Consider the following 24,487-nt stretch of genomic DNA (forward strand, 5'->3'; position numbering starts at 1 on the left):
TAAAGTTAACATAAAATTGCAGAGTTATAAGAATGAGCGATAAGGTAATTCTGGCTCATCGGTAAAGATATCTCTAAATCCACGATAATGTTGATAATGCATTTTATGTTTATCGGTTGGATAAGTATATTTTCCTCCCACTTGCCAAAAGAAAGGCTTAAATTGATAATCTAGGCGATCTTTTTTCATTTGCCATAACACTTCGATTTCACGCGGGTCACTTTGGAAGTTGGCCCAAATGTCATGATGGAAAGGAATAACGACTTTAGTATTGAGTGATTCAGCTGCGCGCAAGATATCTGCTGAAGTCATTTTATCTGTTACACCACGTGGATTTTCGCCATAAGATAGCAATGCAACATCAATTTTATAATCATTACCGTGTTTTGCATAATAATTAGAATAGTGTGAATCACCAGAGTGATAAAGTGAACCACCCGTTGTTTCAAATAGATAGTTAACTGCTCTGTCATTCATGCCATCTAAAATAGATTTATCTGTAGATGATACGCCTTTGGGTAGAGTAACGAGTGAAGTTCTATCAAAAGAGTCCAATACACGAATGGTTATGTCACCAACTTGAATTGTTTCGCCAACTTTGGCAACAATGCAGCGATCTTCTGGAACTCCCCAACTTTTCCATAATTCTACACAAGCTTTAGGACCAATAAATTTAACTTTAGATGAACAGTTTTGAATGACAGCAGCAGCCACATTGACATCAATATGATCGGCATGATCGTGCGTTGCCATGACGGCATCAATTTGTTTTATTGCAAAAGGGTCAAGAACAAATGGACTGGTTCTTAAGTTTGGTTGTAATTCACGCACGCCACCCATACGCATCATTTGATGTTGTTTGTTCATTAATGGATTTGCGTGTGTTTTTTTTCCAGTGCCACACCAAAAATCGACAGATATATTTGTATTACCAGCTGATTTTAACCAGATACCGGTACAAGCAAGCCACCACATTGTAAATGTGTTGGGTTTAACTTCTGTCGTTTCTATTTCTTCATTAAGCCAGGTTCCCCATTCAGGAAATGTATTTAATATCCATGATTCACGGGTAATTTCGTTCACTTTACTCATACTTTGTTCCTTTTACAATTTATAGTTAAACTAAAATAACTTTAACGCCTTGCTCCTTAATGCATTCAATCACGTCCTTATTTGCTTGTTTCCCAGTAATTAAAATATCGATTTTATTGACAGGACAAAAAAGCATGCCTGAATTGGCATTTTTATCAATTTTTGAACTATCAACAACAACAACTAAATTTTCGACTTGTTCAAGTATTTGCTGTTCAGCAACAGCGCCTAAAATTTCGTTTTTATAAAGACCGGTTGGCGTTAATGTTTTACCACTGGTAAACATCCATTTGCCTGCATAAGAATTGGTAATATTGGCAATGGGGTTAAGAATAATATTTTGTGTCTTGTTGTATAATCCTCCCATAATGATGACATTTTCATGGTCATGCTCAATTAAGTAACACGCTAATGGAAAGTAGTTAGTAATAATTGAGACATTTTTACCGCACAGTTCGCGACCGAGTAAAAATGCTGTCGAGCCACAGTTTATAATAATGTTTTCTTCATTATTGCATAGTTTAGCAGCACGTATGGCAATGCGTGCTTTTTCGTGATAATGGTCAGTATTGTGATTATCAATTGGTACCCAAGTTGGTTTTACTTCTTCTAATCGCATAATTCCATTGCGGACTTTTTTTACTCGTCCTTCTTGATCCAGTTTTGTGATGTCTCGCCGAGCAGTTGCGGGTGAAATAGCAAAAAGTGAAATTAACTCAGTAACTTTAACCATACCTTTTTCGTTAACTAATGCCACTATTTCGTTATGCCGAGATAGCTCGTTCATTATAACCTCTTTATAATTGTTGATTAAATGTGATTTAAATTGATGATAATTTTCATTTATATTTATGTCAATTATTTTAAAATTTAATTCACTAAAGTAGTTATCTAATTCATTGATAATAATAACTTTAACTTAAAATTTTGCTCGTGCTTTTTTATCAAAATGTGATGAGTGTCACAGGTGCGGTTATTAATCGTTTGGAAAAGTGATCGTTGTCAAATTAATCAAAAATAATCATTGAATGAATTATTTTGATTGTGGAAGATATCGATGTGTTTTAATTTTGATAAAACTTGATTTTCGAGATGTATTGTTTGAGTAATGAAAAATGTCGATAACTGATGAGAGGAACATATGGAAGTAATCTATAACGTATTTTATATTTTTTATAGTCAAGTTATGACAAAGGCGCCTTTGTTGCTGGGTTTGGTAACAATGTTAGGTTATTGTCTATTACGTAAAGATATAACAACAATTTTAAAAGGTACCATCAAAACCATTGTGGGTTTTATGTTATTACAAGTTGGATCTGGCGTGTTAGTTTCAACTTTCAAACCTGTTATCGCTAAACTGGCAGAGTATCATGGCATTAAGGGATCTATTATTGATACCTATGCATCAATGGTGGCCGTTGAAAATGGCATGCATGAAAACTATTCATGGGTTGGTTATGCAGTATTGTTAGCATTGGCTATTAATATCGTGTTGGTGATTTTTCGACGTATAACAGGTATTCGAACCATCATGTTAACTGGCCATATTATGTTTCAGCAGGTCGGTTTAATTGCATTATTTTACTTTCTTTTTGGCTACAGTATGTGGGAAACCATTATCTATTCAGCCGTTATTATCGCGCTTTATTGGGGGATCTTTTCGAATATGATGTTTAAACCCACTGAGGCTGTCACCGGTGGTGCTGGATTTTCAATTGGTCACCAACAACAAATTGGATCATGGATTGCCGTTAAATTAGCGCCCAAACTGGGGAATAAAAACGATTCGGTGGATAATTTAAAACTACCTAAATGGTTGCACATTTTTCATGATAGTATCGCTGCAACCACTATTGTTATGACATTTTTCTTCGGAATTATTTTACTTTCTTTTGGTTTAGATAATTTGCAAACCATGGCGGGATCAACTCATTGGACAATCTATATTTTTGAAACTGGTCTTAAATTTGCTGTGGCGATCCAAGTGATTGTAAGTGGTGTGCGTATGTTTGTTGCTGAGCTGTCTGAAGCCTTTAAAGGTATTTCAGAAAAATTAATTCCCAATGCTGTATTGGCGATTGATTGTGCTGCCATTTATGCATTTTCGCCTAATGCCATGGTATTTGGTTTTATTTGGGGAGCATTAGGACAATTTTTAGCGATTGCTTTATTACTTGTCTTTAAATCACCGATCATGATTATTCCTGGTTTTATTCCGATGTTTTTTTCGAACGCAACCATTGGTGTTTTTGCTAACCACTTTGGTGGTTGGAAGGCCGTTATGAAAATTTGTTTTGTAATGGGCATGATAGAGGTGTTTGGTTCGGCTTGGGTCATTTATATTTTTGCACAAAATGGTACACCGATTGATTCTTGGATGGGAATGGCTGATTGGGCAATATTATTTCCACCGATTTTACAAGGTTTATCTATTTCGCATTTATTTATCTATGTGCTTATTGCATTAGCCATGCTTTATATGTTCTTTGCTGCTAAACAGTTACGTTTGGATGAAGCCATGCAAAAAAATCAACCAGAGATAAATGATGAACATCAAGATATCAATAAAGCTGTAGTTGAAAAAATGGATGATATCGATACAAGCAAAGATCGCGCAGTTCGCATTTTGGCTGTCTGTGGTAGTGGCCAAGGTTCCTCAATGATGATGAAAATGAAAATTGCCAATTACTTAAATAAAAAAGGAATCCCGAATGAAATGGACTCTTGTGCAGTGACTGATTATAAATCACGTCTTCCTAATGTCGATATTATTGTTGCTTCAAAACATCTTATTCATGAAATTGAAGTTAATGAAGGTCAGTATGCGTTAGGTGTACAAAATATGCTTAATCCACAAACTTTTGGTGATGAGCTTATTAAGCTGATTAATCAAGTAATTTCTAAATAGATTTTCCAATAAAAAAAGGAGTACAACATGGCTTTAAAAGAATCATTAATTGAGAATAACTCTATTTTGCTCAAAGCAGATGTTGCAACCTGGCAAGAAGCTATCAAGCTAGGCACGGATATGTTAGTTGCATCAAAAGCGATAGAGCCGTCCTATTACGATGCCATTATTAACTGCGTTAAAACAATGGGACCCTACATTATTATTGCACCAAATTTTGCTATGCCGCATGCCAGACCTGAAGACGGCGTAAATCGAACTGCGTTTGCTTTAGTTACCTTAAAAAATCCCGTCTATTTTGAAGGTGAAGATGAACCAGTGGATGTTTTAGTAACGCTTGCTGGTAGTACGTCTGATCAGCATATGGAAGGATTAATGGAAGTGACCCAAATCTTAGATGATGAAAATAGCGAAACTGGTGTTGATCTTGACAAATTGAGGCGATGTAACTCAAAAGAAGATGTTTATGCCGTTATTGATCAGGCTTTGAGCGGAGGTTGAGTTATGTATCAAGCTTTAAAAAAACGTGTCTTACAAGCTAATTTATTGTTACCAAAATATAATTTGGTCACCTTTACGTGGGGTAATGTGTCTGAAATTGATCGCACTAAAGCGGTTATTGCCATTAAGCCTTCTGGTGTTGAGTATAGCAATATGACCGTTGATGATATCGTGGTGGTTTCATTAACGGGCGACATTGTTGAAGGGAGGTTGAATCCTTCAAGCGATACTGCAACGCATATCGAACTGTATAAAGCGTTTCCTGATATTGGTGGTGTTGTACATACGCATTCACGTTATGCAACCATTTGGGCTCAGGCTGAATTAGATATTCCTGCTTTAGGCACCACACATGCTGATTACTTTTATGGCGATGTGCCCTGCACACGTGAATTGACCGATAGCGAAATTGCAACTGACTACGAAAAAAACACCGGGTTAGTTATTGTTGAAGAATTTAAATGCCGTGGGCTTGATCCTGTCGCAATGCCAGGAGCGGTGATTTCGGGACATGCGCCATTTTGCTGGGGTAAAAGTGCTTTTGATGCTGTACATAATGCCGTTGTACTTGAAGAAATCGCCATGATGGCATTGGCAACCCGCCAACTAAATCAGACAATTAAAATTCAACAAACTTTATCAGATAAGCACTACTTTCGCAAACATGGTGCGAATGCTTACTACGGTCAAAAATAAAAGAGATAAGGAGAAAAACATGTCAACACCAAAATTACAAATTGCGTTAGATCAAACCGAATTAGCACCAGCCTTAGATGTGGCGAAAAATGTAGCAGGATTTGTCGAAATCATTGAAGTTGGCACCATTCTTGCTTTTGGTGCAGGCATGCAAAGTGTAAAAAGGCTAAGAGAGCTCTATCCAAATCATATTTTAGTCTGTGATTTAAAAACAACTGACGGTGGTGCGATATTGGCAAAAATGGCGTTTTCAGCCGGCGCAAATTGGTTAACAGTATCAGCCGCAGCTCACATTGCAACCGTTGAAGCATGTAAAAAAGTGGCTGATGAATTTAAAGGCGAAATTCAAATTGAATTATATGGTCATTGGACATTAGATGATGCGAAAGCGTGGCGGAAATTAGGCATTAAGCAAGCAATATATCATCGGTCACGCGATGCTGAACTTGCTGGTATTGGCTGGAGTGAGGATGATTTAATTAAAATGCGTCAACTTTCTGATTTAGGGTTAGAACTGTCAATTACAGGCGGCATTGTACCTGAAGATATACATCTATTTGCGGGTATTAAAACCAAAGCGTTTATTGCTGGACGTGCTTTGGCTAGTGAAAACGGTCAAAAAACTGCGCATGCATTAAGAGAACAGATTGCAAAATATTGGTAACAACCGCATGCAGTCGAAGAAACTGACTGCATGATCTCTTTTTATATAAAATATGGGTTATCACAATGTCGCAAAGTCAAAGTAAAGATATATCAGAAACACTGTATCAAGCCAAAAATACGCCTCGCATTGGTATTTATGAAAAAGCCTTACCTAACGAGTTATCATGGCAAGATAAATTACAAGTAACTAAAAACCTAGGATTTGATTTTATCGAAATTTCGATCGATGAATCGAATGAACGCCGTGCCAGATTAAATTGGTCTGACGATGAGATCTATTCACTCAGGCATCAATGTGAAAAAATCGGAATTCCCCTACATTCCATGTGCTTAAGTGCACATCGTAAATATCCATTTGGTTCAGCCAATAATGATATCCGCAATGAAGCTAAAATCATCATGGATAAAGCCATTACGCTAGCTTATAAGTTAGGAATAAGAGTGATTCAGCTAGCTGGCTATGATGTTTATTATGAACCGGCTGACTTACAAACGCATCAGCGCTTTATTCAAGGTATGCAGTGGGCAGTTAAGCAAGCAGAGAGAGCAGGGGTGATGTTAGCGGTTGAAATTATGGATACGCCTTATCTTAACAGTTTAAGTAAATTCGAAATCCTAAAAAAAAATATCGACTCTCCTTACTTTATGGCTTATCCTGATGTCGGTAATATTACTGGTTGGAATTATGATACTTGCACTGAACTTATGTTAAGCCGTGATCATATAGTCCAAGTTCATCTAAAAGATACCTTCAAAGTTAAAGCCGATTATCTCGGACAGTTTAGGGATCTGGTTATTGGTGAAGGAGATGTTGATTTTAACGCTATTTTCAATACGCTCCGTGCTATGAATTATGTTGCACCCTTAGTGATTGAAATGTGGGCAAAAGATGAAAAATGGCAAGACAACATAATTACCGCCCAAAAACGCTTAAAAGCAATTGGAGAAAAAGCTAATTATCCTTTATTTTCAAAACTCTAGAGTTAAAGAAAATCAATAGTGAACTCATCATCTGCAATTAAAATACATTATGCTCCACTAATATAATTTAACGGTGGAGCATAACGCTAATTTTGATAAAACAGCACAGTTTCCCAATTTTGTATATCTGTTTGTTTAGGTGTTATTATTTGCGCTTTGCAGCATTGTGCCTATCGTGTAATATAGATAGCATTCTAAAAAATAGAAAGAATTGCGGATATTGTATGAAATCAATTATAAAATTACTCTTTGTCCTTTTTGTTACGTTGACATTAATGGGATGTGGATTAAAGGGCCCGCTTTATCGTCCAGTTGAAAAAACGGTAACGCAGCAGGCTCAATCAACAACAATGACTTCAATTCAAACTGATGCATTCATTAAAATTGCATAATGGAATAACGTGATGGATTTTTTAAATTATCAACATGATCGTTTATTCGCTAATCAAATAGCAATAGCCGATCTTGCTAAGCAGTATGGTACACCATTATATGTTTATTCGGCCGATCACATCAGTAAACAGTTTCTAGCCTATGAACAGGTTTTGACTAATAATAAGCATTTAGTTTGTTATGCGGTTAAGGCTAATAGTAATTTAGCGGTTTTAAGTTTATTGGTAAAACTGGGAGCGGGTTTTGATATTGTTTCACAAGGTGAGTTAGAGCGAGTATTAAAAGCGGGTGCCGATCCTAAAAAAATCGTTTTTTCTGGTGTTGCTAAATCAATCGTTGAAATTGAACGTGCGCTTGAAGTCGGCATTAAATGCTTTAATGTTGAATCTGAAGCCGAATTGTATCGAATTGATGAAGTTGCCAAACGATTAAATAAAACTGCACCGATTTCATTAAGAATCAATCCCGATGTAGACGCTAAAACACATCCTTATATCTCAACAGGTCTACGCGAAAATAAATTTGGGATTAGCTATGAGTTAGCTTTAGATGTTTACCGAAAGGCACGATCATTAGCCAATATCAATATTGTTGGTATTGATTGTCATATTGGTTCACAGTTAACTCAATTATCGCCATTTCTTGATGCTGCCGATCGTATTCTTGCCTTAGTGGATAAACTACAATCGGATAATATTGTTATTGAACATATCGATTTAGGTGGCGGTTTAGGTGTTTGTTATGATAATGAACAACCTCCTACAGCATCACAACTTGTGACTGAGTTAAAAAACAAATTAGCTAATTATCCCGATATTGAAATTTTGTTTGAGCCAGGACGGTCTATTGTTGCTAATTCAGGTATGTTAATTACTAAAGTAGAATATACCAAACACCAAGATGGTAACCATTTTGCGATTGTTGATGCGGGGATGAATGACTTAATCCGTCCAGCCCTTTACGATGCTTGGATGAATATATTGCCTGAAAAACAACCACGAGCCGGCGATGAATCGTTTGTATATAATGTTGTTGGACCAATATGTGAATCAAGCGATGTACTGGCTTATCAGCGCCAGCTTTCGGTTAACCAAGATGATTTATTGGTCATTTGTAGTGCTGGTGCTTATGGTTTTAGTATGGCCTCGAATTACAATAGTCACCCGAGACCTGCTGAAGTGATGCTTATTGATGAACAACAACATAAATTAATCCGTAAGCGTGAATCTTTCGAAGATTTATGGCACGGAGAAGTGGTTTTATAATATTTATACATTATATCGGAATGCTTAATCACAATAGCATTTCCTTTTTAAGTTGATGCTGGTTAACAGCCTAAACTGAAGAATAACAAACTAACACGGTTGACATATAGAAGGTAAACTAACGATGAACTTTTCAAAAATGCATGGACTCGGAAATGATTTTATGGTTATTGATGCAGTGACGCAAAATGTTCATCTCTCGGCAGAAATGATTAAACGCATGGCAGATAGGTATACGGGTGTCGGGTTTGATCAACTTCTTATTGTTGAGCCTCCTTATGTACCCGATAGTGATTTTCATTATCGTATTTTTAATTCCGATGGTTCTGAAGTTGAGCAGTGCGGTAATGGTGCTCGTTGTTTTGCGCGTTTTGTTCGTTTAAAAGGACTAAGCCGAAAACGCGTGTTAAAAGTCAGTACCATGAAAGGTAATATTGTTTTAACCGTCAATGACGACGATACCGTACGTGTGAATATGGGGGAGCCTATTTTTGAACCGAATAAGATTCCTTTTAAGGCTATTAAAGAAGAAAAAACCTATATCATTCGTGCACAAGAACAGACCATATTATGTGGTGTTGCATCTATGGGGAATCCTCACTGTGTGATTCAAGTTGATAATATTGTAACAGCAGAAGTGGCAACACTTGGGTCATTATTAGAGCAACATGATCGCTTTCCTGAACGCGCCAATATTGGGTTTATGCATATTATTGATCGCGATAACATTAATTTGCGTGTATTTGAACGTGGGGTTGGCGAAACGAAAGCTTGTGGTACGGGGGCTTGTGCTGCGGTAGCGGTCGGTATTAATCAAGGATTATTGAACCAACGTGTTAAGGTTAATTTACCGGGTGGCAAATTATTAATTGAATGGAAAGGCGGCAATCATCCCCTTTATATGACTGGACCTGCTACGCATGTGTATGATGGCTTTATTGCCATTTAATTTTGATATTCTTACTGTATGGCTTTAACATTTGTTGATGAAAAACTTCATAAGATAAAATAATTCAGAAAAGCAATTGATTTTATTTAATTTTTTTTGGTGTGGTCCAATCAAATGCGGAAAGTATATAGAATTATAAGATAATACAATAGACGTTAATTATGGTTGCTAAAAATACACGAAAATTGAGAGCAAAAAAAACACAACAACAGCCTTCATCAGAAAAATTAAATGATGACATTGTGAGTCAATATCTTATTGATAACCCTGATTTTTTTATGCGAAATGCGCGGTATGTGGAGTACATGCGAGTGCCTCATCCTGTTCGGGGAATTATTTCATTACCTGAATGGAATATGGCTCGTCAACGTAACAAAATTAAGCAATTAGAGTGCGAAATCACATTATTAATGGAACATGCTAGTGCCAACGAATTGCTGTTTAGACAACTGATGGATTTACAAATTGAATTGATTAAAGCTCATGATTTAAATCAATTAATGGTATTATTGAATACATGGGCAAAATCGTTAGGGCTTAGTGGTGCTTATTTATATCTTTTTGACGATAAATGGTTACTTAATGCTCCATCAAATTATTATCACTTAGCTTTAGATTCCTCGCAATTTGATTTTATTCGTGTTAGGCATTTGCAATATAGTCAACAATATTTAGGCACATTAAACTCAACAGAGCTCGATTTTTTATTACCTGAACATGGTTATATTGGGTCAGTGGCTTTAACTTTATTAGGACAATTTGGCGATTTGGGGCTTTTAGTGTTTACTAGTGCTAATCCAGAACATTATCAAGCTGGGCAAGGTACATTGTTACTTGAAAAGATGAGTGAAATTTTACCTATTTTAATCAGCAGATGGATTATGCGGAAAAAATAAGGAAACGTCATGGAGTTGTCTAATCAAAATGGTAATGTTAAATTAACGTTACCTGTCGATCAGTTTTTAAATTATCTCAAGTCAGAAAAACAGCTCAGTTTAAATACTCAAATCAATTATCGACGTCAGCTTTATGCACTTATATCGTTGGCAAAAGAGGTTGAAATTTTAACTTGGCAAGATTTAGATTCATCCGCAGTAAGACTGTTAATTAGTCGTAGCAAGCAAACGGGGCTACAAGCAAGAAGCTTGTCATTAAGGCTATCGGCTTTGCGTAGTTTTTGTGATTGGATGGTAAAAAACAAGCTCCTTACTGCCAATCCTGCTCGAGGCGTGTTGAATCCAAAGCTAGGTCAACATTTGCCAAAAAATATCGATATTGACGAAATTAATCAATTGCTCAATATTGATTATAACGATCCGCTTTCGGTTCGTGATAGAGCTATGCTTGAAGTTATGTATGGTTCGGGGTTGCGTCTTTCCGAATTAGTCAGCCTTAATTGTCGAGAGTTAAATCTTACCGATGGTGAAATTCGTGTTATGGGGAAGGGTAATAAAGAACGAAAACTGCCATTAGGTCGGGAATCTATCAAATGGATCAAACACTGGCTTCCAATGCGAGATCTGTTTATTCCACAAGACGATGCCCTATTTATTTCAAAGTTAGGCAGACGAATTTCGCCACGTAATGTTGAAAAACGATTCGCAGAGTGGGGCGTTAAACAAGGTTTAAGCAGTCATGTTCATCCTCATAAATTACGCCATTCATTTGCTACACATATGCTTGAATCAAGTGGAGATTTGCGTGCTGTACAAGAGTTGCTTGGGCATGCCGATTTATCAACGACCCAAGTTTATACGCATTTGGATTTTTCACATTTATCTGAAGTTTATGATTCAGCTCATCCACGAGCAAAAAGGGGAAAATAACGATGCACTTTTATCGATCTATGCATAGTATTAAGGCATTTACTTTTGATCTGGATGACACTTTATATGATAATAAGATGATCGTTGAAAAAGCGGAAGAAGAAATGATCAAAACGCTTCAACATAATGAACAATTGCGTAATTTAACATTATCTGAGTATTTTGCTGAAAAGCATGCCGTACTTGCTTCTGATCCAGAAATTTATCACGATGTCATAGTTTGGCGAATTCAAACCATCAAATCGCTATTAAGTAAAACTAACATGCCAGTGTCAAAATTTTCAGAAGTGATTGAAGAATCACTCGTTTGTTTTAATCTTTGGCGACACAAGATGGTAGTTCCTGAATCAACACATGAGTTATTAACCAAATTGGGTGCTAAATATCCTTTGGCGGTGATTACTAATGGTAACGTTGATATTAATCGAATTGGTTTGGGTGATTATTTTCAATTTTTACTGCGTGGTGGTGAACACGGGCGTTCAAAACCTTTTCCTGAAATTTTTGACTTAGCCTCTCACAAGCTAGCTATTCCATCACACCACATTTTACATGTGGGTGATAATGCACTAACTGATGTTAATGGTGCAATTGATAATGGTTTTTTAGCGTGTTTTATCAATATTTATAATTGCGATATTTTACATCTTGATGATGCAAGGTATTTACCCCACATCGAAATAACTCAATTGCCAGAATTAGAGAATCTGCTATAATCTTATTTTTATCTGTATAAATAAACAGTGAAGTTATATGGAGATAAGTTATATTAAGCACAATACAACGATAAGTTGGATTCAATGAACTTTATCTTTAGTTTAAGCTGTTTAGTTACAGTCGACAAAAATATCTTGGAATATGATAAAAATATTAATAACACTCTCAACATTAATTTTGACTGGCGTTTTCTATTATCAAAATAGGTTTAGATATAATGAAAATCAATAAATCATTATTAGATGGACTGAATATAGAGCAACAAAATGCAGTCACTACCGATAACCAATATACTATTGTTCTTGCTGGCGCAGGGAGTGGTAAAACTCGCGTTTTAGTTCACCGTATTGCGTGGCTCTGCGTCGAAAAACACTATTCGCCGCGTTCAATTTTTGCCGTTACTTTTACAAATAAAGCTGCTACCGAAATGCAAGAGCGTATTCAAGCATTAGTGGGTGAAGGTTATTTTAATGGTATGTGGGTGGGTACGTTTCATGGATTGGCTCATCGTTTACTGCGTATGTTTTCTGAGCAAGCTAAATTACCTTCTAATTTTCAACTTATTGATACAGAAGACCAAATTCGGCTTATCAAGCGGATTTTTCGCGAACGAAAAATCGATGAAAAACAGTGGTCAGCCAAAGAATGTGCTACTTTTATTTCTACTCAAAAAGAAAAGGGAGTTCGCGCAAAAGATATTGTCACTGAAGATCCTAAACAGGTAATGTGGCAAACGATTTATTGTGACTATCAAGCTATCTGTGATAGAGTCGGTTATGTTGATTTTTCGGAATTAATTCTCAGAACCTATGAACTGCTTTGTTTGGATAAAGACGTTTTAAATTATTGTCATCATCGTTTTTGCAATATTTTAATTGATGAATTCCAAGACACCAATAAGATCCAATATCACTTGGTAAAAAAACTTGCTGGTGATACAGCTAATGTGATGATTGTAGGTGATGATGACCAATCTATCTATAGTTGGCGCGGTGCCAATGCAGATAATCTTCAACTATTTATCAATGATTACCCTGAAACTGAAATTATTCGGTTAGAACAAAATTACCGTTCAACTGGTAATATTTTAGATGTGGCCAATAAATTGATAGCGAAAAATCAAAATCGGTTGGGTAAAAACTTATGGACAGATAGAGGTGATGGAGAACAAATTTCGCTTTATATTGGTTTTAATGATCTTGATGAAGCAAGGTTTGTTGTTGGTCAAATAAAAAAACGTCATCAAGAAGGTGAAAATTACGCAAACTGTGCTATTTTGTACCGTAATAATGTACAATCACGCATATTTGAAGATACGCTATTACAAGCGGGATTACCTTATCAGATTTATGGTTCTATTCGCTTTTATGAACGACAAGAAGTAAAATTAGCGCTGGCCTATTTGCGACTATTACATGATCACCATAATGACATGGCTTTTGAAGCGACGATCAATACGCCAACACGAGGAATTGGAAATGTCACACTAGATAAAGTTAGATTGACGGCAAGGCAACATAATATTTCATTGTGGGAAGCATGTTTAATGCTAATTCAAAGCAATGCATTGACAGAAAGACAACGTTCAGGTATCAGCCGTTTTTTGGAATTGATGGAATCTATCTTTGATGAGGTCGGAGCACAACCATTTTACAAACAACTTGATGCAATTATTAAATTATCTGGTGTATTGCAGATGTATGAGCAAGAACCAGGCATTAAAGGGCAAGCAAGATTAGAAAATCTTGAGGAATTGGTATCGGCCGCTGAGCAATTTTATCGTTCCAATGAAAACACCATTATTGAAGATAGTGAAACGGGTAAAACATTGACTGTTTTAGAGTCATTTTTAGCTTATACTTCGCTAGAAAGCCGTGATGCGATCAATGAACAAGATTCAGTTCAATTAATGACACTGCATTCTGCCAAAGGTCTGGAGTTTGATTATGTGTTTATTGTTGGATTAGAAGAGGGCATATTTCCAGCGCAGCGATCTTCTCAAGAAGTCGAAAAAATGGAGGAAGAAAGACGCCTTGCTTATGTCGGCATTACTAGAGCACGTAAATGTCTAACTCTGTCATTAGCTGAGTTAAGACGTTTATATGGTCGTGAAGAGCGTAATTTACCTTCACGCTTTTTAGCTGAGTTGCCGATTGATAAATTAAATCAAATTAGTCATCGAGGGGTTATCTCATCATCTGGACTCAAAAAGTCTTCCCTTGAAAAAACTCGCCAAAGTGATGGTTATCAATTGGGTCGTAAAGTGTTACATAACCGTTTTGGTGAAGGAACTATTATCAACCTTGATGGTGAGGGCGATCATAAGCGAGCTCAAATTGCTTTTGTTAATGAAGGTATTAAATGGCTGGTAGTTAAACTGGCAAACCTAACTTTATTGTAGAGTTTTCTTTTAAGTAAGATTTTGTCATGACACGATTAAACGGGAATTAATTTAACACTTAATTCCCGTTTTTGTATATATTATTGATCAGCTTGTTCTTTTACAGATTCAGAAAAAATTTGGTCGAATGACTTGTCGGTTCGATTACAAATCCAATTATTATTCAAATAATCAAAATGATAACCTTGATTATGTGTAGCTAACCAAATCTGAAAAAGAGGTTCTTGAGTATTAACAATGATTTTACTGCTATTTGGAAAACTAATGGTGATGACGTTGCCATTTGTTTCATAGTCTAAATCAATATCATGTTCATCAATATAATCGTCCAAAAAATGTTCTATTTTATTGAATAACTGATCGGTAAGGGTATGGAATTGTTTGATATTCATAAAGGCGTAATCATTTAAATAAATAATGAAGTGATAGTAGCATAAATGGCTATACTCTGCCACAGCAAGGTGGCAAGAGTAAAAGTAGAGTTTGATTTAATAATTATTAATTGGTAAAGAACAAGCAATAACAAGTAACTTATATTGCTCTTTATCTTGAGTTATAGCAACCCAGCGGTTTGGTATTTCAATGGTATTAATCAATTTTCCATCTCCAAAGTAGTATTCGATTGTTCGGAGTTTGCCTTTTGCTAACTCCATTTTGTCACAATTAGCATAATACTCAATCTTGATAGAATGATAGGGTATTTCAGTGCCATCATCATTTTTTTTCACTAATGCCGGAAAATAATTCTTCACCTCACTAAATACTCGAACTTTAGCGTTGTAAGGATGAAGTTTAATCGATTCTCTATCTAAAAATGAATAACCAATAGTATTATCTTCGTTTGTTATAGATGTTGGAATAAATTGTTTACCTACCCTAGGATCTTTTAAACTTTCAGCAGCAGTATTCTCATTCGCTTTAGTGTTGGTATCAGTTTTTTCTTCAACAGCATAGCTAAATGTCACAAAAGAAAAGAGAATTAAAAATAAACTGATCTTTTTCATTTAAATATTATCTCCAACTTTTGAATTAGTTTCTGCAGGGTTAGTTTGTGGTTGAGATTGTTCTTTCTCTTTTTTCATTTTTTCTTTGTATACCTTAATTCGTTCTTGACGTTCAGCTTCATGTTTTTCGATGATTGGTTTTAGATCAGGACGAGTCGCTAGAAGAATTTCTTTTTTTAAATCTCCTTGGATAGAACAAAAAACGCTACTTTGATTATCGGCAGTAAGCTCTAAATAAAGCGCTTTATTAATTGTGCCAAGTCTTGGTATAACGCCATCAATAGCATAAAGATCGTCTTTCCATGCTGGAAATTTTGACTGGTGATCATAAATTTTAGGGTTCGCTATGTAAACATCGGTGTTGTATGGCAACCAGTTAATATTCTTTAAAGCTTTTTTAATTTCATCTTCTTTGTTATCAAAGATAAACCCCCAATAAAGAAACTGGCCAGATAAAGTGGTTGGGATATAGATGTTTTGATAACCTGTAATTTTTAAACCGCGATATTCAAGCGGTTTTTTAAACTTCACTTTGTTTTTGTCTGCCTGATAAATAGATTCAACGGGGATATAGGTTACATTATCAGGAGTAGTAGCTAAATCAATATATTGACTTATTGAATTTTGATGTTTAGCAAGTTGTTCGAAAAAACGATTATTACATTGAAGAAACGTATCAATGACTTTATCTGTTTCACTTTGCTTATTGTTAGTTTGTGCGATAGATAGACAGGGGAAAAATAAAAAACAAACAAACAGAGAAAGTTTTTTTAAATGCATGTGAATTTCCTTTTATCAATATTTATAGTTATTTTTTTGTAAAGCAATTGTAAAGTAATGTAAAAGGCAATGTCAATCTACATTATTTTAATCTTCAATGAAAACCATTAAATCACCATGTTTAAATGATATTTTAACTAAATCGTTAATCGCTTTGTTTCTTAAACTAACCATTTCACCTAGCGATAGATTTTGGTCAATCAAGGGATATTGTAAGCCGGTGATAGTTAAACCCGTTACTTTGGAAAGTGGCATTAGTGAAATAATATGATCTTTTACATGAGTAATTTCCTGATGATATTTGGCAAAAAAGAAATGGCAATAATTATCATAAAACGTTATTTGATATTGATGATAATATTGCATTGCAACAGAAAGATTTCCTAAAAAGTGATCGCTCGCCCTTCCTGTAGCGCCAAATACATCAAATGAAGTTATCCCTTTACTCATTAGAAATAAAAGTGCTTTTTCAAAATCCGTTTTATTTTGATCGGGTGTATGAATAACTTCAGTTTTGGGAGGAATTTTACCGTTTGAATTATAACTGTCTAAATCACCAATAATAAAATCAGGTTGGATTGATGATGTGGACAGATAATTATGGTAAGCACCATCAGTACAAGCGATATAGGTGTACTTTTCTAAATTACAAAAGCTATGCAATGGTGGCTCACCATTGACAAAGAGTAAGGCTTTATTTTGTGACATCGGCTTCCTTTTAGGTTTACCTGATTGGTTAATTACAAAGCTAACGTATAAGCCATGATAATCGCATCTTCTTGTTTACCATCGGTTGTTGGATAATAATTTTTTCGAATTGTGATTTGATTAAAACCCAGCGCATGGTATAGCGAAATTGCTGACGTATTTGATTGCCTGACTTCAAGCCAAAGTGTTGAAATCGGACAAGGCGATTTTATGGTTATTAACGCTTCTATCAAATGGTTGAGTAGAGCTTTTGCCAGTCCTTGCTTTCTAAAATCGGGATGAATTGCAATATTAAATAAATTAGCCTCATCGGCGATTTGTTGGCAGATGCAAAATCCTACTATTTGGTTATCAATCGTTATTTTAAAATTTAAGTAATGATCACCTTGGTTTGAAAAGAACGTCTGTTTTGACCAAGGGATTGCATGACAGATCAGCTCTAATTCAAAAGCTTTTACTAAATCATGTTCGGTCAGGGTGGAAATAGTTTTCATATTGACATAACTGTTGCCAAAGTAGGCGTTTTTGTTGGGGTGCTTTTGCAAGCTGATCTAAGCTAGCGGTTTGAATCGTTAATGGGTTTTGCCAAGACTCTTCAGGCGTTATATCGATAAACCAAATCACTGTTTTAATATCACTCGCTGATACAATAAGTTGAGATGGTGTTAATACTAGCACCTGATCTTGGGTAAGACGAATCGCATTTAATATATCCAGATAGATTTTTTGGGTTGGTTGCTCTTTGGCAACGACAATTAGCCGGATCTTATCGCTGATATGAGTGGCGATTTCGCCCTTAAAGACATTTGTGTTGCGCAAAACATATTGCGTTATATTGCACTGCTTTAGGTACCAATCTTGTTGCGTCATTATTGACTTACTGTTTTTTATTAGAGATTAAAGATAGTTAATTGTATAATCAATGCATCAATTTATAAAGGTTTTTCATTGAGGAAATATGGCAACATCAGCTTTTACTCCAGCAAGTCAAGTACTTGAGCGTCATCAAACATTTTTTAGTAATAAAAATGTGATCATCGCTGGTGATATTCAAGACAGTTATCCCGCTATCATGTCAGCAAATCAAGTTAAGATTCATTGCACACAATTTCATACTTATTTACGTTTAAAAAATAGTGTCCGTGGCAAGTATACCTATTTTTCATTGTTGCCAGAAGCAGAACTCTATGTTGGCATGGATACGCTAATTTACTATTGGCCAAAAACAAAAAGCGAAGCACAATTTCAGATTTCTTATTTATTGCATAATATGCCAAAAGGCAGTGATATTTTTATCATTGGTGAAAATAGAACAGGTGTAAAAAGCGTGGAAGATTTATTGAGTGATTTTGGTACAATTCAAAAAATCGATAGTGCAAGGCGTTGTGGCTTATATCATTTTCAGGCGGATAGCCGTTTAGCCTTTGATCTTGATGAGTGGTGGTTAAGTTACCATTTAACTATTGAAAATCAGAATATTGAAATCAAAAGTTTACCCGGTGTTTTTAGCCAAAAAGGGTTAGACACCGGCAGTGAGTTACTGTTAAATGCATTGATGGATCGTACTGATATTATTAAAGGTAATGTATTAGATGTGGGATGTGGTTCGGGCATTTTGTCCACGGTGCTAGGTAAATTATACCCTGATATTGCACTAACGTTATCCGATGTGAGCAGTGCTGCAATTGAATCAAGTAAAGCTACGTTACACCGTAATCATGTTAATGCCACAGTTGTAGCGAGTGATGTTTTTTCAAATCTAAATGATAAATATCATCTTATTGTTTCCAATCCACCTTTTCATGATGGTAAACAGACCGATTACACGGCTGTCAATACGTTAATCAGAGAAGCGAAAAAACACCTAAAATTAAATGGTTATTTGTGCATTGTGGCAAATTCATTTTTACCGTATCAAACCATTTTAGCTGAAACATTCAAAAGTGTTGAAGTGATTGCCCAAACGACAAAATTTAAGGTTTATCTCGCAAGCCATTAATAAATGCAGTTTGTTTATTTTGTTTTAAAAGAAAAGGATAAATTGCAATACATATCACAAGTTTAAAAAATAGGGCGATACTATCGCCCTATTTATAACATGTAAATATTTAGACTTAAACTGATTTCACTACTATTGACATCATATCTGCATTAAGAGAGCACTTTTTCTAATGCCTCCATTTCATCATAGGTAAAATCACAGCGCGTAAAGTTTTGATCAAGAAGAATAGGTACAGAGTTGCTTTCTCCGACTACGGCCAATGCATTACATGTATTTCTAATCATATCACCTATAATGATTGGTCCACCGTTTGAGCCTTTATTAAAATTGGCTGCATATTTAGCATTTATTCCTTGTGCATTGTTTGCACGATATAAAGCTGTTATCGTTTTACCATAAGATACTAATTTAATCGGCACAATAACAGGGGTTAATTTTTGTCCGTTAATTTCATCGATAACTTTTGCCATTTTATGTGTTCTTAAGAAACACACTAAACTCATCCATGTAACCAACAACAACAAAAGAGTAAGAACCGTAGTAGCCAAAAATAGAGTCCGCATATTATTAATAGCTAAATCGATTGTTACTAGTGATGGATCATCAGCAGAAGCCATAGTTACTACTTTATAATTTTCTTTTGCTCCACCAAGGAAAACGTAATCACGCGTAATAACTTGTCCAGTATCAGTGGTAATTTTCACTGAACAATTATCAATCATACGTTTTGCACGACATTTCCCTTCTACATCATAGTCAACCACAACGGGATTACGTGATATTTTATAATCAGTAATTAATCCAGGATAATTTTTCAGGGCTATAAACATAGCTAACATAAAGAGAATTATTGTCGCACATATTCTTCTTATTTGGTGAAATGAGCCTTCTTGCTTTAGTTTCATAACTTTTAAAGAGCGAGTTGGAAATACTTCTACTAATTTATTCATCAATCCCATTTTATCAATATAGTCCTTATTAAAAATAAAAATTTCATGTCTAAACTAAAATTGTGTTATTAAAGGTTAACCTTTAATAACACAATAAAATTAATAAGCTATTAATTTATTTTATTAAATTAGGTTAAATATTATCATAATATTTACTTTGTAGAAATCACTCGCGTTGTTTACAGTAATTTGAAAACGACTTCAAATTAAATAACTCTGGAAAATTGCTGCTGCCTTGCCATTTTTCGCATATAAATATCAAAACACATGCAAATATTGCGTATCAATAAATGCCCTTTAGATTGAACTTTAATTATCTTATCATTTACTGTAACTAATCCATCTTGTTGCAATGGCGCGAGTAGTTTTAAGTCTTCAGCAAAATAATTATCGAACTGGATATGAAATTGTTCTTCTATCACTTTTTTATCTAAATAAAAGTGGCAAATGAGTTGCTTGATTACTTCACGGCGAATGATATCATCTTGATTTAAATTAAATCCTTTCCATAATCCATGACCTTTTTGTTCAACTTGACTTTGATAAGATCTAAGATCTTTTTGGTTTTGCGCATAACTATCTCCTAACATACTAATGGCTGATACACCCAGCCCAAGTAAATCCGCATCTCCTTGCGTTGTATAACCCTGAAAATTACGGTGCAATTGATTTTTTTGTTGGGCAATTGCTAATTCATCAGTGGGTTTGGCAAAATGATCCATGCCGATAAATTGATATCCCGCTTCGGTTAGTTTTTGAATACTTGTGTGTAAAATCTGTAATTTTTGATTAGCATTGGGTAAATCATCATCTTTAATTTTACGCTGCGCTGCAAAACGGCTTGGCAAGTGGGCGTAATTAAATACACTTAAACGATCGGGCGAGATATCAATCACTTTATTGAGCGTTTCGGTAAAACTAGCAACGGTTTGTTTGGGTAAGCCATAAATGAGATCTAGACTAATTGAATGAAAATGATTTTTACGCGCTTGTTCAATCAGTGATCGAATTAAGTTTTCATCTTGTTCGCGATTAATCAGATTTTGAATTTCATGATTAAAATCTTGAATTCCCATGCTTAATCGATTAAACCCAACGTGAGCTAAATGATCAATAGTGTGTGGCGTAATTTCACGAGGATCGATTTCGATCGACAGTTCAGCATTAGCGGCAAAATTGAAATGTTTTTTTAGCGAAGTTATTAGTCGAGTGATTTCATCATCAGTTAAAAAAGTCGGCGTACCGCCCCCCCAGTGCATTTGGGTTACTATGCGCTTATTAAATAATTTGGCACGTTCGGCAATTTCAATATCTAAAATATCAAGGTAGTTTGTAACTTTGTGTTTTTGGCGAGTAATAAGTTTATTACAACCGCAAAAATAACAAAGTTTATGACAAAACGGGATATGCACATAAAGCGATAATGGCTTTGTCGGGTAACGTGTTGCTGCTGATAAAAAATCCTGCTCATTAAAGTCTTCATTAAATTCAAGTGCAGTAGGGTAAGAGGTATATCTTGGACCTGAATAATTGTATTTTTCAATTAATACTTGATCCCATAATTGCGTATCAGCCATGCTTTTTACTTCCGTTTAAGTCTGTTTTTGGTATTGTTATTTTTATGAATTTTTAATATCGGTTTTTGCTGGTTCTTGATTTTTGTTTTAATTTTGATTCGATTGGTTTTATGTAAATATAACAATGTGCAAATCAATAACCCAAAATATAAACTTAACATAATTAATATTGGCATTATGATTTGCTCGCTTTTAAGTTATCAATGGATTGAATAAAAGATAATAGTTTTTAATTTTAAATTATGAGCAGAAATTTAATGATTAGGATCTTATTTCTGCTTGCATTGAGAAAGACACTAATAACATTTGTCTCTTATTAGTTTCGTTTTAATAAACTAACAATATCTTCTTTTTTTTCACCTTCATCTTCAAAGTCATCATAATCATCATCATCAGTATAACCAAGCTCCCGCATCAGTTCATCGATTCGATCCAGTTTGCTATCAAGATAAATTTGTTGATCTTTAGAGAGTTTGGCATTTTGCTCGACTAAATCCAGTAACATATCTAATTTTGGATCATTCTCTAATTGTTCTAATTCTTGCTGTGGCGATAAAACCGATTTGATTGGTTTAGGTTGTTTAACTGGTTTTGTTATAGCGCTTGAACTTTCAACAATTAATGAAATCGGTTTTTTGCTACCGATACGGGGATCTTTGGTAGTTTTTGCCGAATTTTTATTTTTGTTATTATCTTGATTATTAAAGCGCGAGCCACTAGGCAAGCCTTTGTGCTTACGTTTACGCTTTAGCTCCCGAGACTCTTCATTGATTTCTTGGCGGCTTTTTTTAGCTTTTGGTTTCGATTTATTTTTTAACATACATTCTCTGTTTCATATTAAGGTTAACCATTTAACCAGCCTATTTTATCAGTAAGTCTTAAATATAGCTATGATGAAGCAGTCATGCTAATTTAAGATTGTAAAAAAAGAGATTTATGTATAATCTGAGCCCAATAAATTTATGAGATCGAATTAGAGAACAAGATAAAATGAAAAATCATTTGAGCCCTTATATGCAATTTAACCGCCAAGAATGGGCAAGTTTGCGTAATGCGGTACCGATGACGTTAACCCCTGAAGAGTTAACTTCTTTACAAGGAATTAATGAAGACTTGTCTATGAATGAAGTTAGTGACATTTATTTGCCTCTATCAAGATTGCTTAATTATTATATTAGTAATAGCTTTAGCCGGCAGGCCGTACTGTCTAAGTTTTTAGGCAAAAGTCACAAAATCCCTTATATCATTGGTATTGCCGGTAGTGTTGCTGTCGGTAAAAGCACAACAGCAAGGGTATTGCAGGCGTTGTTAACGCGTTGGCCAGAGCATCGTAAAGTGGCTTTAGTTACAACTGATGGATTTTTATATCCCAATAAATGCCTTGAAGAGCGTGGGATAATGAATAAAAAAGGCTTTCCACAATCGTACAATATCAAAAAACTGATCAACTTTGTTGCTGATATAAAGTCAGGACAGCCACAAGTTAAAGCACCCGTTTATTCTCATTTGGTTTATGATATTGTTGAGGATGAAGAAATCGTTATTGATAGTCCTGATATTTTGATTCTTGAAGGGTTAAATGTACTACAAAGTACCTTAAACTATCCGCAAGCAAATAACCGTGTTTTTGTCTCTGATTATGTCGACTTCTCAATTTATGTGGATGCTGAAGTTTCGTTATTACATAATTGGTACGTAAATCGTTTTTTAAAATTTAGAGCGGGAGCATTTAGTGACCCGAACTCTTATTTTAACCACTACTCACAAATTTCAGAACAAGAAGCGGTAAACATTGCTAATCGCATTTGGCACGAAATTAATGAATTAAATTTAGTTGAAAACATCTTACCAACAAAGGAAAGGGCTAGTTTAATTCTGACTAAAGGCAAAGATCACAAAGTTGATTGTGTTCAATTAAGAAAATAATTTTAAGGAGAATTCATATGGAATCAGTAATTCGAGTAATGACTAAAGTAAGCATTATTACTTTGGCGAGTTTATTGTCGTTTGGTGCTTATGCCTCGAATCAAACAGAAGGACTAACGTGTGAAAACAAAAAACAAGCCATTGAAACACAAATTGATTATGCTAAAAAGCATAATAACGCTCACCGAGTTAAAGGACTGGAAAAAGCATTACACGATGTCAATAAGCATTGTTCAAATGATGATTTAGAAGCTAAATACAAAAAAAATGTTAGCGACAAATCCAATAAAGTGGCAGAAAGGACTCAAGCGTTAGCGAAAGCAAAAGCAAAAGGTAATGAACATAAAATTGCCAAACAACAAGCAAAATTAGCCGATGCTGAAAAAGAACTCAATGAAGCTAAAGCTGAATTAGCTAAATTTTATCAAGAATTAAAATTGAAATAAGCGGTAACACACAGATTATTCATCCAATTCACTTGTTTTTCAACCGTGTTTTTATCATTAACTCCATCAATGGTTACTGTTGATGGTGTTAATTTTGTATTAATCCTTGTCATACTAGACTTTTTAAAACAAAAAGAGTATGGTGTGCGCCTCGTTACGTGGTTCGTGAACCTCCCACGCTAAAAAACTAAGGAAACATTATGAGTAAAATTACACTACTTGGCGATCAGTCTGTTCGCTATCCTACAACCTATTGCCCTGAAATACTCGAAACGTTCGATAATAAACATCCGAATAACGACTATTTTGTTAAATTTAATTGCCCAGAATTTACGAGCCTTTGCCCTATCACTGGTCAGCCTGATTTTGCAACGATTTATATTTCGTACGTACCCAATATTAAAATGGTTGAAAGTAAATCGCTAAAGCTTTATCTATTCAGCTTTCGTAATCATGGTGATTATCATGAAGATTGCATTAATATCATTATGAAAGATCTGATTAAATTAATGGATCCTAAATATATTGAAGTTTGGGGTAAATTTACACCACGCGGTGGCATTTCGATTGATCCTTACGCCAACTATGGCAAATTAGGGACTCATTGGCAACAAGTTGCGGCTAATCGATTAGCTAATCACGATATGTATCCAGAAAAAGTGGATAATCGCTAATTTAATCCATCCAAATAGGAACCGT

Annotated in this window: 27 protein-coding genes and 1 riboswitch; of the genes, 16 read left to right on the plus strand and 11 right to left on the minus strand. The window is 35.0% G+C overall.

Annotated features, from left to right (window positions below):
- Positions 1–24 precede the first annotated feature (24 nt).
- A complete protein-coding gene (gene ulaG / locus A9G23_RS09920; protein ID WP_065587452.1) occupies positions 25–1,092 on the minus strand; it encodes an L-ascorbate 6-phosphate lactonase in 1,068 nt (355 codons plus the stop codon).
- A gap of 25 nt (positions 1,093–1,117) precedes the next feature.
- Positions 1,118–1,879 carry an HTH-type transcriptional regulator UlaR gene (gene ulaR / locus A9G23_RS09925; protein ID WP_065587453.1) on the minus strand — a complete coding sequence of 254 codons (762 nt, stop codon included), beginning with the start codon at positions 1,877–1,879 and terminating at the stop codon, positions 1,118–1,120.
- 399 nt (positions 1,880–2,278) lie between these two features.
- Here ulaR and A9G23_RS09930 point away from each other — a divergent pair, with 399 nt between their 5' ends.
- The 12 genes from A9G23_RS09930 (at position 2,279) to uvrD (ending at position 14,395) form a co-directional block, all read left to right on the plus strand.
- Positions 2,279–4,000 (plus strand): PTS ascorbate-specific subunit IIBC, encoded by a 1,722-nt coding sequence (locus tag A9G23_RS09930; protein ID WP_442899750.1) that lies wholly within the window; start codon positions 2,279–2,281, stop codon positions 3,998–4,000.
- A 27-nt stretch (positions 4,001–4,027) separates the two neighbouring features.
- Positions 4,028–4,501 (plus strand): PTS sugar transporter subunit IIA, encoded by a 474-nt coding sequence (locus A9G23_RS09935; protein WP_065587455.1) that lies wholly within the window; start codon positions 4,028–4,030, stop codon positions 4,499–4,501.
- Positions 4,502–4,504: 3 nt separating this feature from the next.
- A complete protein-coding gene (locus tag A9G23_RS09940) occupies positions 4,505–5,197 on the plus strand; it encodes an L-ribulose-5-phosphate 4-epimerase (protein WP_065587456.1) in 693 nt (230 codons plus the stop codon).
- A 19-nt stretch (positions 5,198–5,216) separates the two neighbouring features.
- On the plus strand, positions 5,217–5,861 hold the full coding sequence (locus A9G23_RS09945; protein ID WP_065587457.1) for a 3-keto-L-gulonate-6-phosphate decarboxylase UlaD: 645 nt from the start codon (positions 5,217–5,219) through the stop codon (positions 5,859–5,861).
- Positions 5,862–5,962: 101 nt separating this feature from the next.
- Positions 5,963–6,844, plus strand: coding sequence for an L-ribulose-5-phosphate 3-epimerase (locus A9G23_RS09950; RefSeq protein ID WP_442899751.1), 882 nt, complete (start codon positions 5,963–5,965; stop codon positions 6,842–6,844).
- A gap of 224 nt (positions 6,845–7,068) precedes the next feature.
- Positions 7,069–7,236 carry an LPS translocon maturation chaperone LptM gene (gene lptM / locus A9G23_RS11310; RefSeq protein WP_081297029.1) on the plus strand — a complete coding sequence of 56 codons (168 nt, stop codon included), beginning with the start codon at positions 7,069–7,071 and terminating at the stop codon, positions 7,234–7,236.
- A 12-nt stretch (positions 7,237–7,248) separates the two neighbouring features.
- Complete coding sequence (gene lysA / locus A9G23_RS09955; RefSeq protein WP_065587459.1) at positions 7,249–8,502, plus strand: diaminopimelate decarboxylase; 1,254 nt, start codon at positions 7,249–7,251, stop codon at positions 8,500–8,502.
- 124 nt (positions 8,503–8,626) lie between these two features.
- Positions 8,627–9,451, plus strand: coding sequence for a diaminopimelate epimerase (dapF, locus tag A9G23_RS09960; RefSeq protein ID WP_065587460.1), 825 nt, complete (start codon positions 8,627–8,629; stop codon positions 9,449–9,451).
- Between the two features lie 161 nt (positions 9,452–9,612).
- On the plus strand, positions 9,613–10,347 hold the full coding sequence (locus tag A9G23_RS09965) for a DUF484 family protein (protein WP_065587461.1): 735 nt from the start codon (positions 9,613–9,615) through the stop codon (positions 10,345–10,347).
- A 9-nt stretch (positions 10,348–10,356) separates the two neighbouring features.
- The gene (xerC, locus tag A9G23_RS09970; protein WP_065587462.1) at positions 10,357–11,277 is read left to right on the plus strand and encodes a tyrosine recombinase XerC; all 921 of its coding nucleotides are present in this window, start codon (positions 10,357–10,359) and stop codon (positions 11,275–11,277) included.
- 2 nt (positions 11,278–11,279) lie between these two features.
- Entirely contained in the window at positions 11,280–11,993 is a 714-nt protein-coding gene (gene yigB, locus A9G23_RS09975) for a 5-amino-6-(5-phospho-D-ribitylamino)uracil phosphatase YigB (RefSeq protein ID WP_065587463.1), read from the plus strand.
- 218 nt (positions 11,994–12,211) lie between these two features.
- On the plus strand, positions 12,212–14,395 hold the full coding sequence (gene uvrD / locus A9G23_RS09980) for a DNA helicase II (RefSeq protein ID WP_065587464.1): 2,184 nt from the start codon (positions 12,212–12,214) through the stop codon (positions 14,393–14,395).
- A gap of 80 nt (positions 14,396–14,475) precedes the next feature.
- Here uvrD and cyaY read toward each other — a convergent pair whose 3' ends face one another.
- The 6 genes from cyaY to A9G23_RS10010 form a co-directional block, all read right to left on the minus strand.
- Positions 14,476–14,787, minus strand: a complete 312-nt coding sequence (gene cyaY / locus A9G23_RS09985; protein ID WP_065587465.1) for an iron donor protein CyaY — start codon at positions 14,785–14,787, stop codon at positions 14,476–14,478.
- A gap of 96 nt (positions 14,788–14,883) precedes the next feature.
- Positions 14,884–15,399 (minus strand): surface-adhesin E family protein, encoded by a 516-nt coding sequence (locus A9G23_RS09990; RefSeq protein ID WP_065587466.1) that lies wholly within the window; start codon positions 15,397–15,399, stop codon positions 14,884–14,886.
- The gene (locus tag A9G23_RS09995; RefSeq protein WP_065587467.1) at positions 15,400–16,179 is read right to left on the minus strand and encodes a hypothetical protein; all 780 of its coding nucleotides are present in this window, start codon (positions 16,177–16,179) and stop codon (positions 15,400–15,402) included.
- Positions 16,180–16,266: 87 nt separating this feature from the next.
- A complete protein-coding gene (locus tag A9G23_RS10000) occupies positions 16,267–16,887 on the minus strand; it encodes a thiamine diphosphokinase (protein WP_065587468.1) in 621 nt (206 codons plus the stop codon).
- A gap of 32 nt (positions 16,888–16,919) precedes the next feature.
- Complete coding sequence (rimI, locus tag A9G23_RS10005; RefSeq protein ID WP_065587469.1) at positions 16,920–17,381, minus strand: ribosomal protein S18-alanine N-acetyltransferase; 462 nt, start codon at positions 17,379–17,381, stop codon at positions 16,920–16,922.
- Positions 17,350–17,757, minus strand: coding sequence for a DNA polymerase III subunit psi (locus tag A9G23_RS10010; protein WP_065587470.1), 408 nt, complete (start codon positions 17,755–17,757; stop codon positions 17,350–17,352). The genes rimI and A9G23_RS10010 overlap by 32 nt, the downstream gene beginning before the upstream one ends.
- Positions 17,758–17,845: 88 nt before the next feature.
- Here A9G23_RS10010 and rsmC point away from each other — a divergent pair, with 88 nt between their 5' ends.
- Positions 17,846–18,886 (plus strand): 16S rRNA (guanine(1207)-N(2))-methyltransferase RsmC, encoded by a 1,041-nt coding sequence (gene rsmC, locus A9G23_RS10015; protein ID WP_065587471.1) that lies wholly within the window; start codon positions 17,846–17,848, stop codon positions 18,884–18,886.
- A gap of 152 nt (positions 18,887–19,038) precedes the next feature.
- Here the strand turns inward: rsmC and A9G23_RS10020 are convergent, their stop codons facing one another.
- The 3 genes from A9G23_RS10020 to yihI form a co-directional block, all read right to left on the minus strand.
- Complete coding sequence (locus A9G23_RS10020; protein WP_141670035.1) at positions 19,039–19,839, minus strand: hypothetical protein; 801 nt, start codon at positions 19,837–19,839, stop codon at positions 19,039–19,041.
- A gap of 206 nt (positions 19,840–20,045) precedes the next feature.
- Positions 20,046–21,416: an oxygen-independent coproporphyrinogen III oxidase gene (hemN, locus tag A9G23_RS10025; RefSeq protein ID WP_065587473.1), complete on the minus strand. Its 1,371-nt coding sequence runs from the start codon at positions 21,414–21,416 to the stop codon at positions 20,046–20,048.
- 316 nt (positions 21,417–21,732) lie between these two features.
- A complete protein-coding gene (gene yihI, locus A9G23_RS10030) occupies positions 21,733–22,236 on the minus strand; it encodes a Der GTPase-activating protein YihI (RefSeq protein WP_065587474.1) in 504 nt (167 codons plus the stop codon).
- Between the two features lie 170 nt (positions 22,237–22,406).
- Between yihI and coaA the strand changes: the two genes are divergently transcribed.
- From coaA to queF, 3 genes are all read left to right on the plus strand, one after another.
- Complete coding sequence (gene coaA / locus A9G23_RS10035; RefSeq protein ID WP_065587475.1) at positions 22,407–23,342, plus strand: type I pantothenate kinase; 936 nt, start codon at positions 22,407–22,409, stop codon at positions 23,340–23,342.
- Between the two features lie 17 nt (positions 23,343–23,359).
- Positions 23,360–23,788 (plus strand): DUF1090 domain-containing protein, encoded by a 429-nt coding sequence (locus tag A9G23_RS10040; protein WP_065587476.1) that lies wholly within the window; start codon positions 23,360–23,362, stop codon positions 23,786–23,788.
- Positions 23,789–23,940: 152 nt separating this feature from the next.
- Positions 23,941–23,985, plus strand: a riboswitch (PreQ1 riboswitch).
- Between the two features lie 3 nt (positions 23,986–23,988).
- The gene (queF, locus tag A9G23_RS10045; protein WP_065587477.1) at positions 23,989–24,462 is read left to right on the plus strand and encodes a preQ(1) synthase; all 474 of its coding nucleotides are present in this window, start codon (positions 23,989–23,991) and stop codon (positions 24,460–24,462) included.
- The last annotated feature ends 25 nt before the right edge of the window (positions 24,463–24,487 follow it).

The sequence above is a fragment of the Gilliamella sp. App4-10 genome, assembly GCF_001690495.1.
GTDB classification, from domain to species: Bacteria; Pseudomonadota; Gammaproteobacteria; order Enterobacterales; family Orbaceae; genus Gilliamella; species Gilliamella apicola_G.

Bases quoted from the DNA above. Each gene is read 5' to 3' on its own strand.
- lysA (WP_065587459.1), top strand. From the start codon at position 7,249: ATGGATTTTTTAAATTATCAACATGATCGTTTATTCGCTAATCAAATA.
- hemN (WP_065587473.1), bottom strand. From the start codon at position 21,416: ATGGCTGATACGCAATTATGGGATCAAGTATTAATTGAAAAATACAAT.
- rimI (WP_065587469.1), bottom strand. From the start codon at position 17,381: ATGAAAACTATTTCCACCCTGACCGAACATGATTTAGTAAAAGCTTTT.
- A9G23_RS09990 (WP_065587466.1), bottom strand. From the start codon at position 15,399: ATGAAAAAGATCAGTTTATTTTTAATTCTCTTTTCTTTTGTGACATTT.
- A9G23_RS10020 (WP_141670035.1), bottom strand. From the start codon at position 19,839: ATGAATAAATTAGTAGAAGTATTTCCAACTCGCTCTTTAAAAGTTATG.
- A9G23_RS09995 (WP_065587467.1), bottom strand. From the start codon at position 16,179: ATGCATTTAAAAAAACTTTCTCTGTTTGTTTGTTTTTTATTTTTCCCC.
- A9G23_RS10040 (WP_065587476.1), top strand. From the start codon at position 23,360: ATGGAATCAGTAATTCGAGTAATGACTAAAGTAAGCATTATTACTTTG.
- A9G23_RS09945 (WP_065587457.1), top strand. From the start codon at position 5,217: ATGTCAACACCAAAATTACAAATTGCGTTAGATCAAACCGAATTAGCA.
- A9G23_RS09930 (WP_442899750.1), top strand. From the start codon at position 2,279: ATGACAAAGGCGCCTTTGTTGCTGGGTTTGGTAACAATGTTAGGTTAT.
- coaA (WP_065587475.1), top strand. From the start codon at position 22,407: ATGAAAAATCATTTGAGCCCTTATATGCAATTTAACCGCCAAGAATGG.
- queF (WP_065587477.1), top strand. From the start codon at position 23,989: ATGAGTAAAATTACACTACTTGGCGATCAGTCTGTTCGCTATCCTACA.
- lptM (WP_081297029.1), top strand. From the start codon at position 7,069: ATGAAATCAATTATAAAATTACTCTTTGTCCTTTTTGTTACGTTGACA.
- A9G23_RS09935 (WP_065587455.1), top strand. From the start codon at position 4,028: ATGGCTTTAAAAGAATCATTAATTGAGAATAACTCTATTTTGCTCAAA.
- yihI (WP_065587474.1), bottom strand. From the start codon at position 22,236: ATGTTAAAAAATAAATCGAAACCAAAAGCTAAAAAAAGCCGCCAAGAA.
- A9G23_RS10000 (WP_065587468.1), bottom strand. From the start codon at position 16,887: ATGTCACAAAATAAAGCCTTACTCTTTGTCAATGGTGAGCCACCATTG.
- rsmC (WP_065587471.1), top strand. From the start codon at position 17,846: ATGGCAACATCAGCTTTTACTCCAGCAAGTCAAGTACTTGAGCGTCAT.
- cyaY (WP_065587465.1), bottom strand. From the start codon at position 14,787: ATGAATATCAAACAATTCCATACCCTTACCGATCAGTTATTCAATAAA.
- ulaR (WP_065587453.1), bottom strand. From the start codon at position 1,879: ATGAACGAGCTATCTCGGCATAACGAAATAGTGGCATTAGTTAACGAA.
- yigB (WP_065587463.1), top strand. From the start codon at position 11,280: ATGCACTTTTATCGATCTATGCATAGTATTAAGGCATTTACTTTTGAT.
- A9G23_RS10010 (WP_065587470.1), bottom strand. From the start codon at position 17,757: ATGACGCAACAAGATTGGTACCTAAAGCAGTGCAATATAACGCAATAT.
- uvrD (WP_065587464.1), top strand. From the start codon at position 12,212: ATGAAAATCAATAAATCATTATTAGATGGACTGAATATAGAGCAACAA.
- A9G23_RS09965 (WP_065587461.1), top strand. From the start codon at position 9,613: ATGGTTGCTAAAAATACACGAAAATTGAGAGCAAAAAAAACACAACAA.
- A9G23_RS09940 (WP_065587456.1), top strand. From the start codon at position 4,505: ATGTATCAAGCTTTAAAAAAACGTGTCTTACAAGCTAATTTATTGTTA.
- xerC (WP_065587462.1), top strand. From the start codon at position 10,357: ATGGAGTTGTCTAATCAAAATGGTAATGTTAAATTAACGTTACCTGTC.
- ulaG (WP_065587452.1), bottom strand. From the start codon at position 1,092: ATGAGTAAAGTGAACGAAATTACCCGTGAATCATGGATATTAAATACA.
- dapF (WP_065587460.1), top strand. From the start codon at position 8,627: ATGAACTTTTCAAAAATGCATGGACTCGGAAATGATTTTATGGTTATT.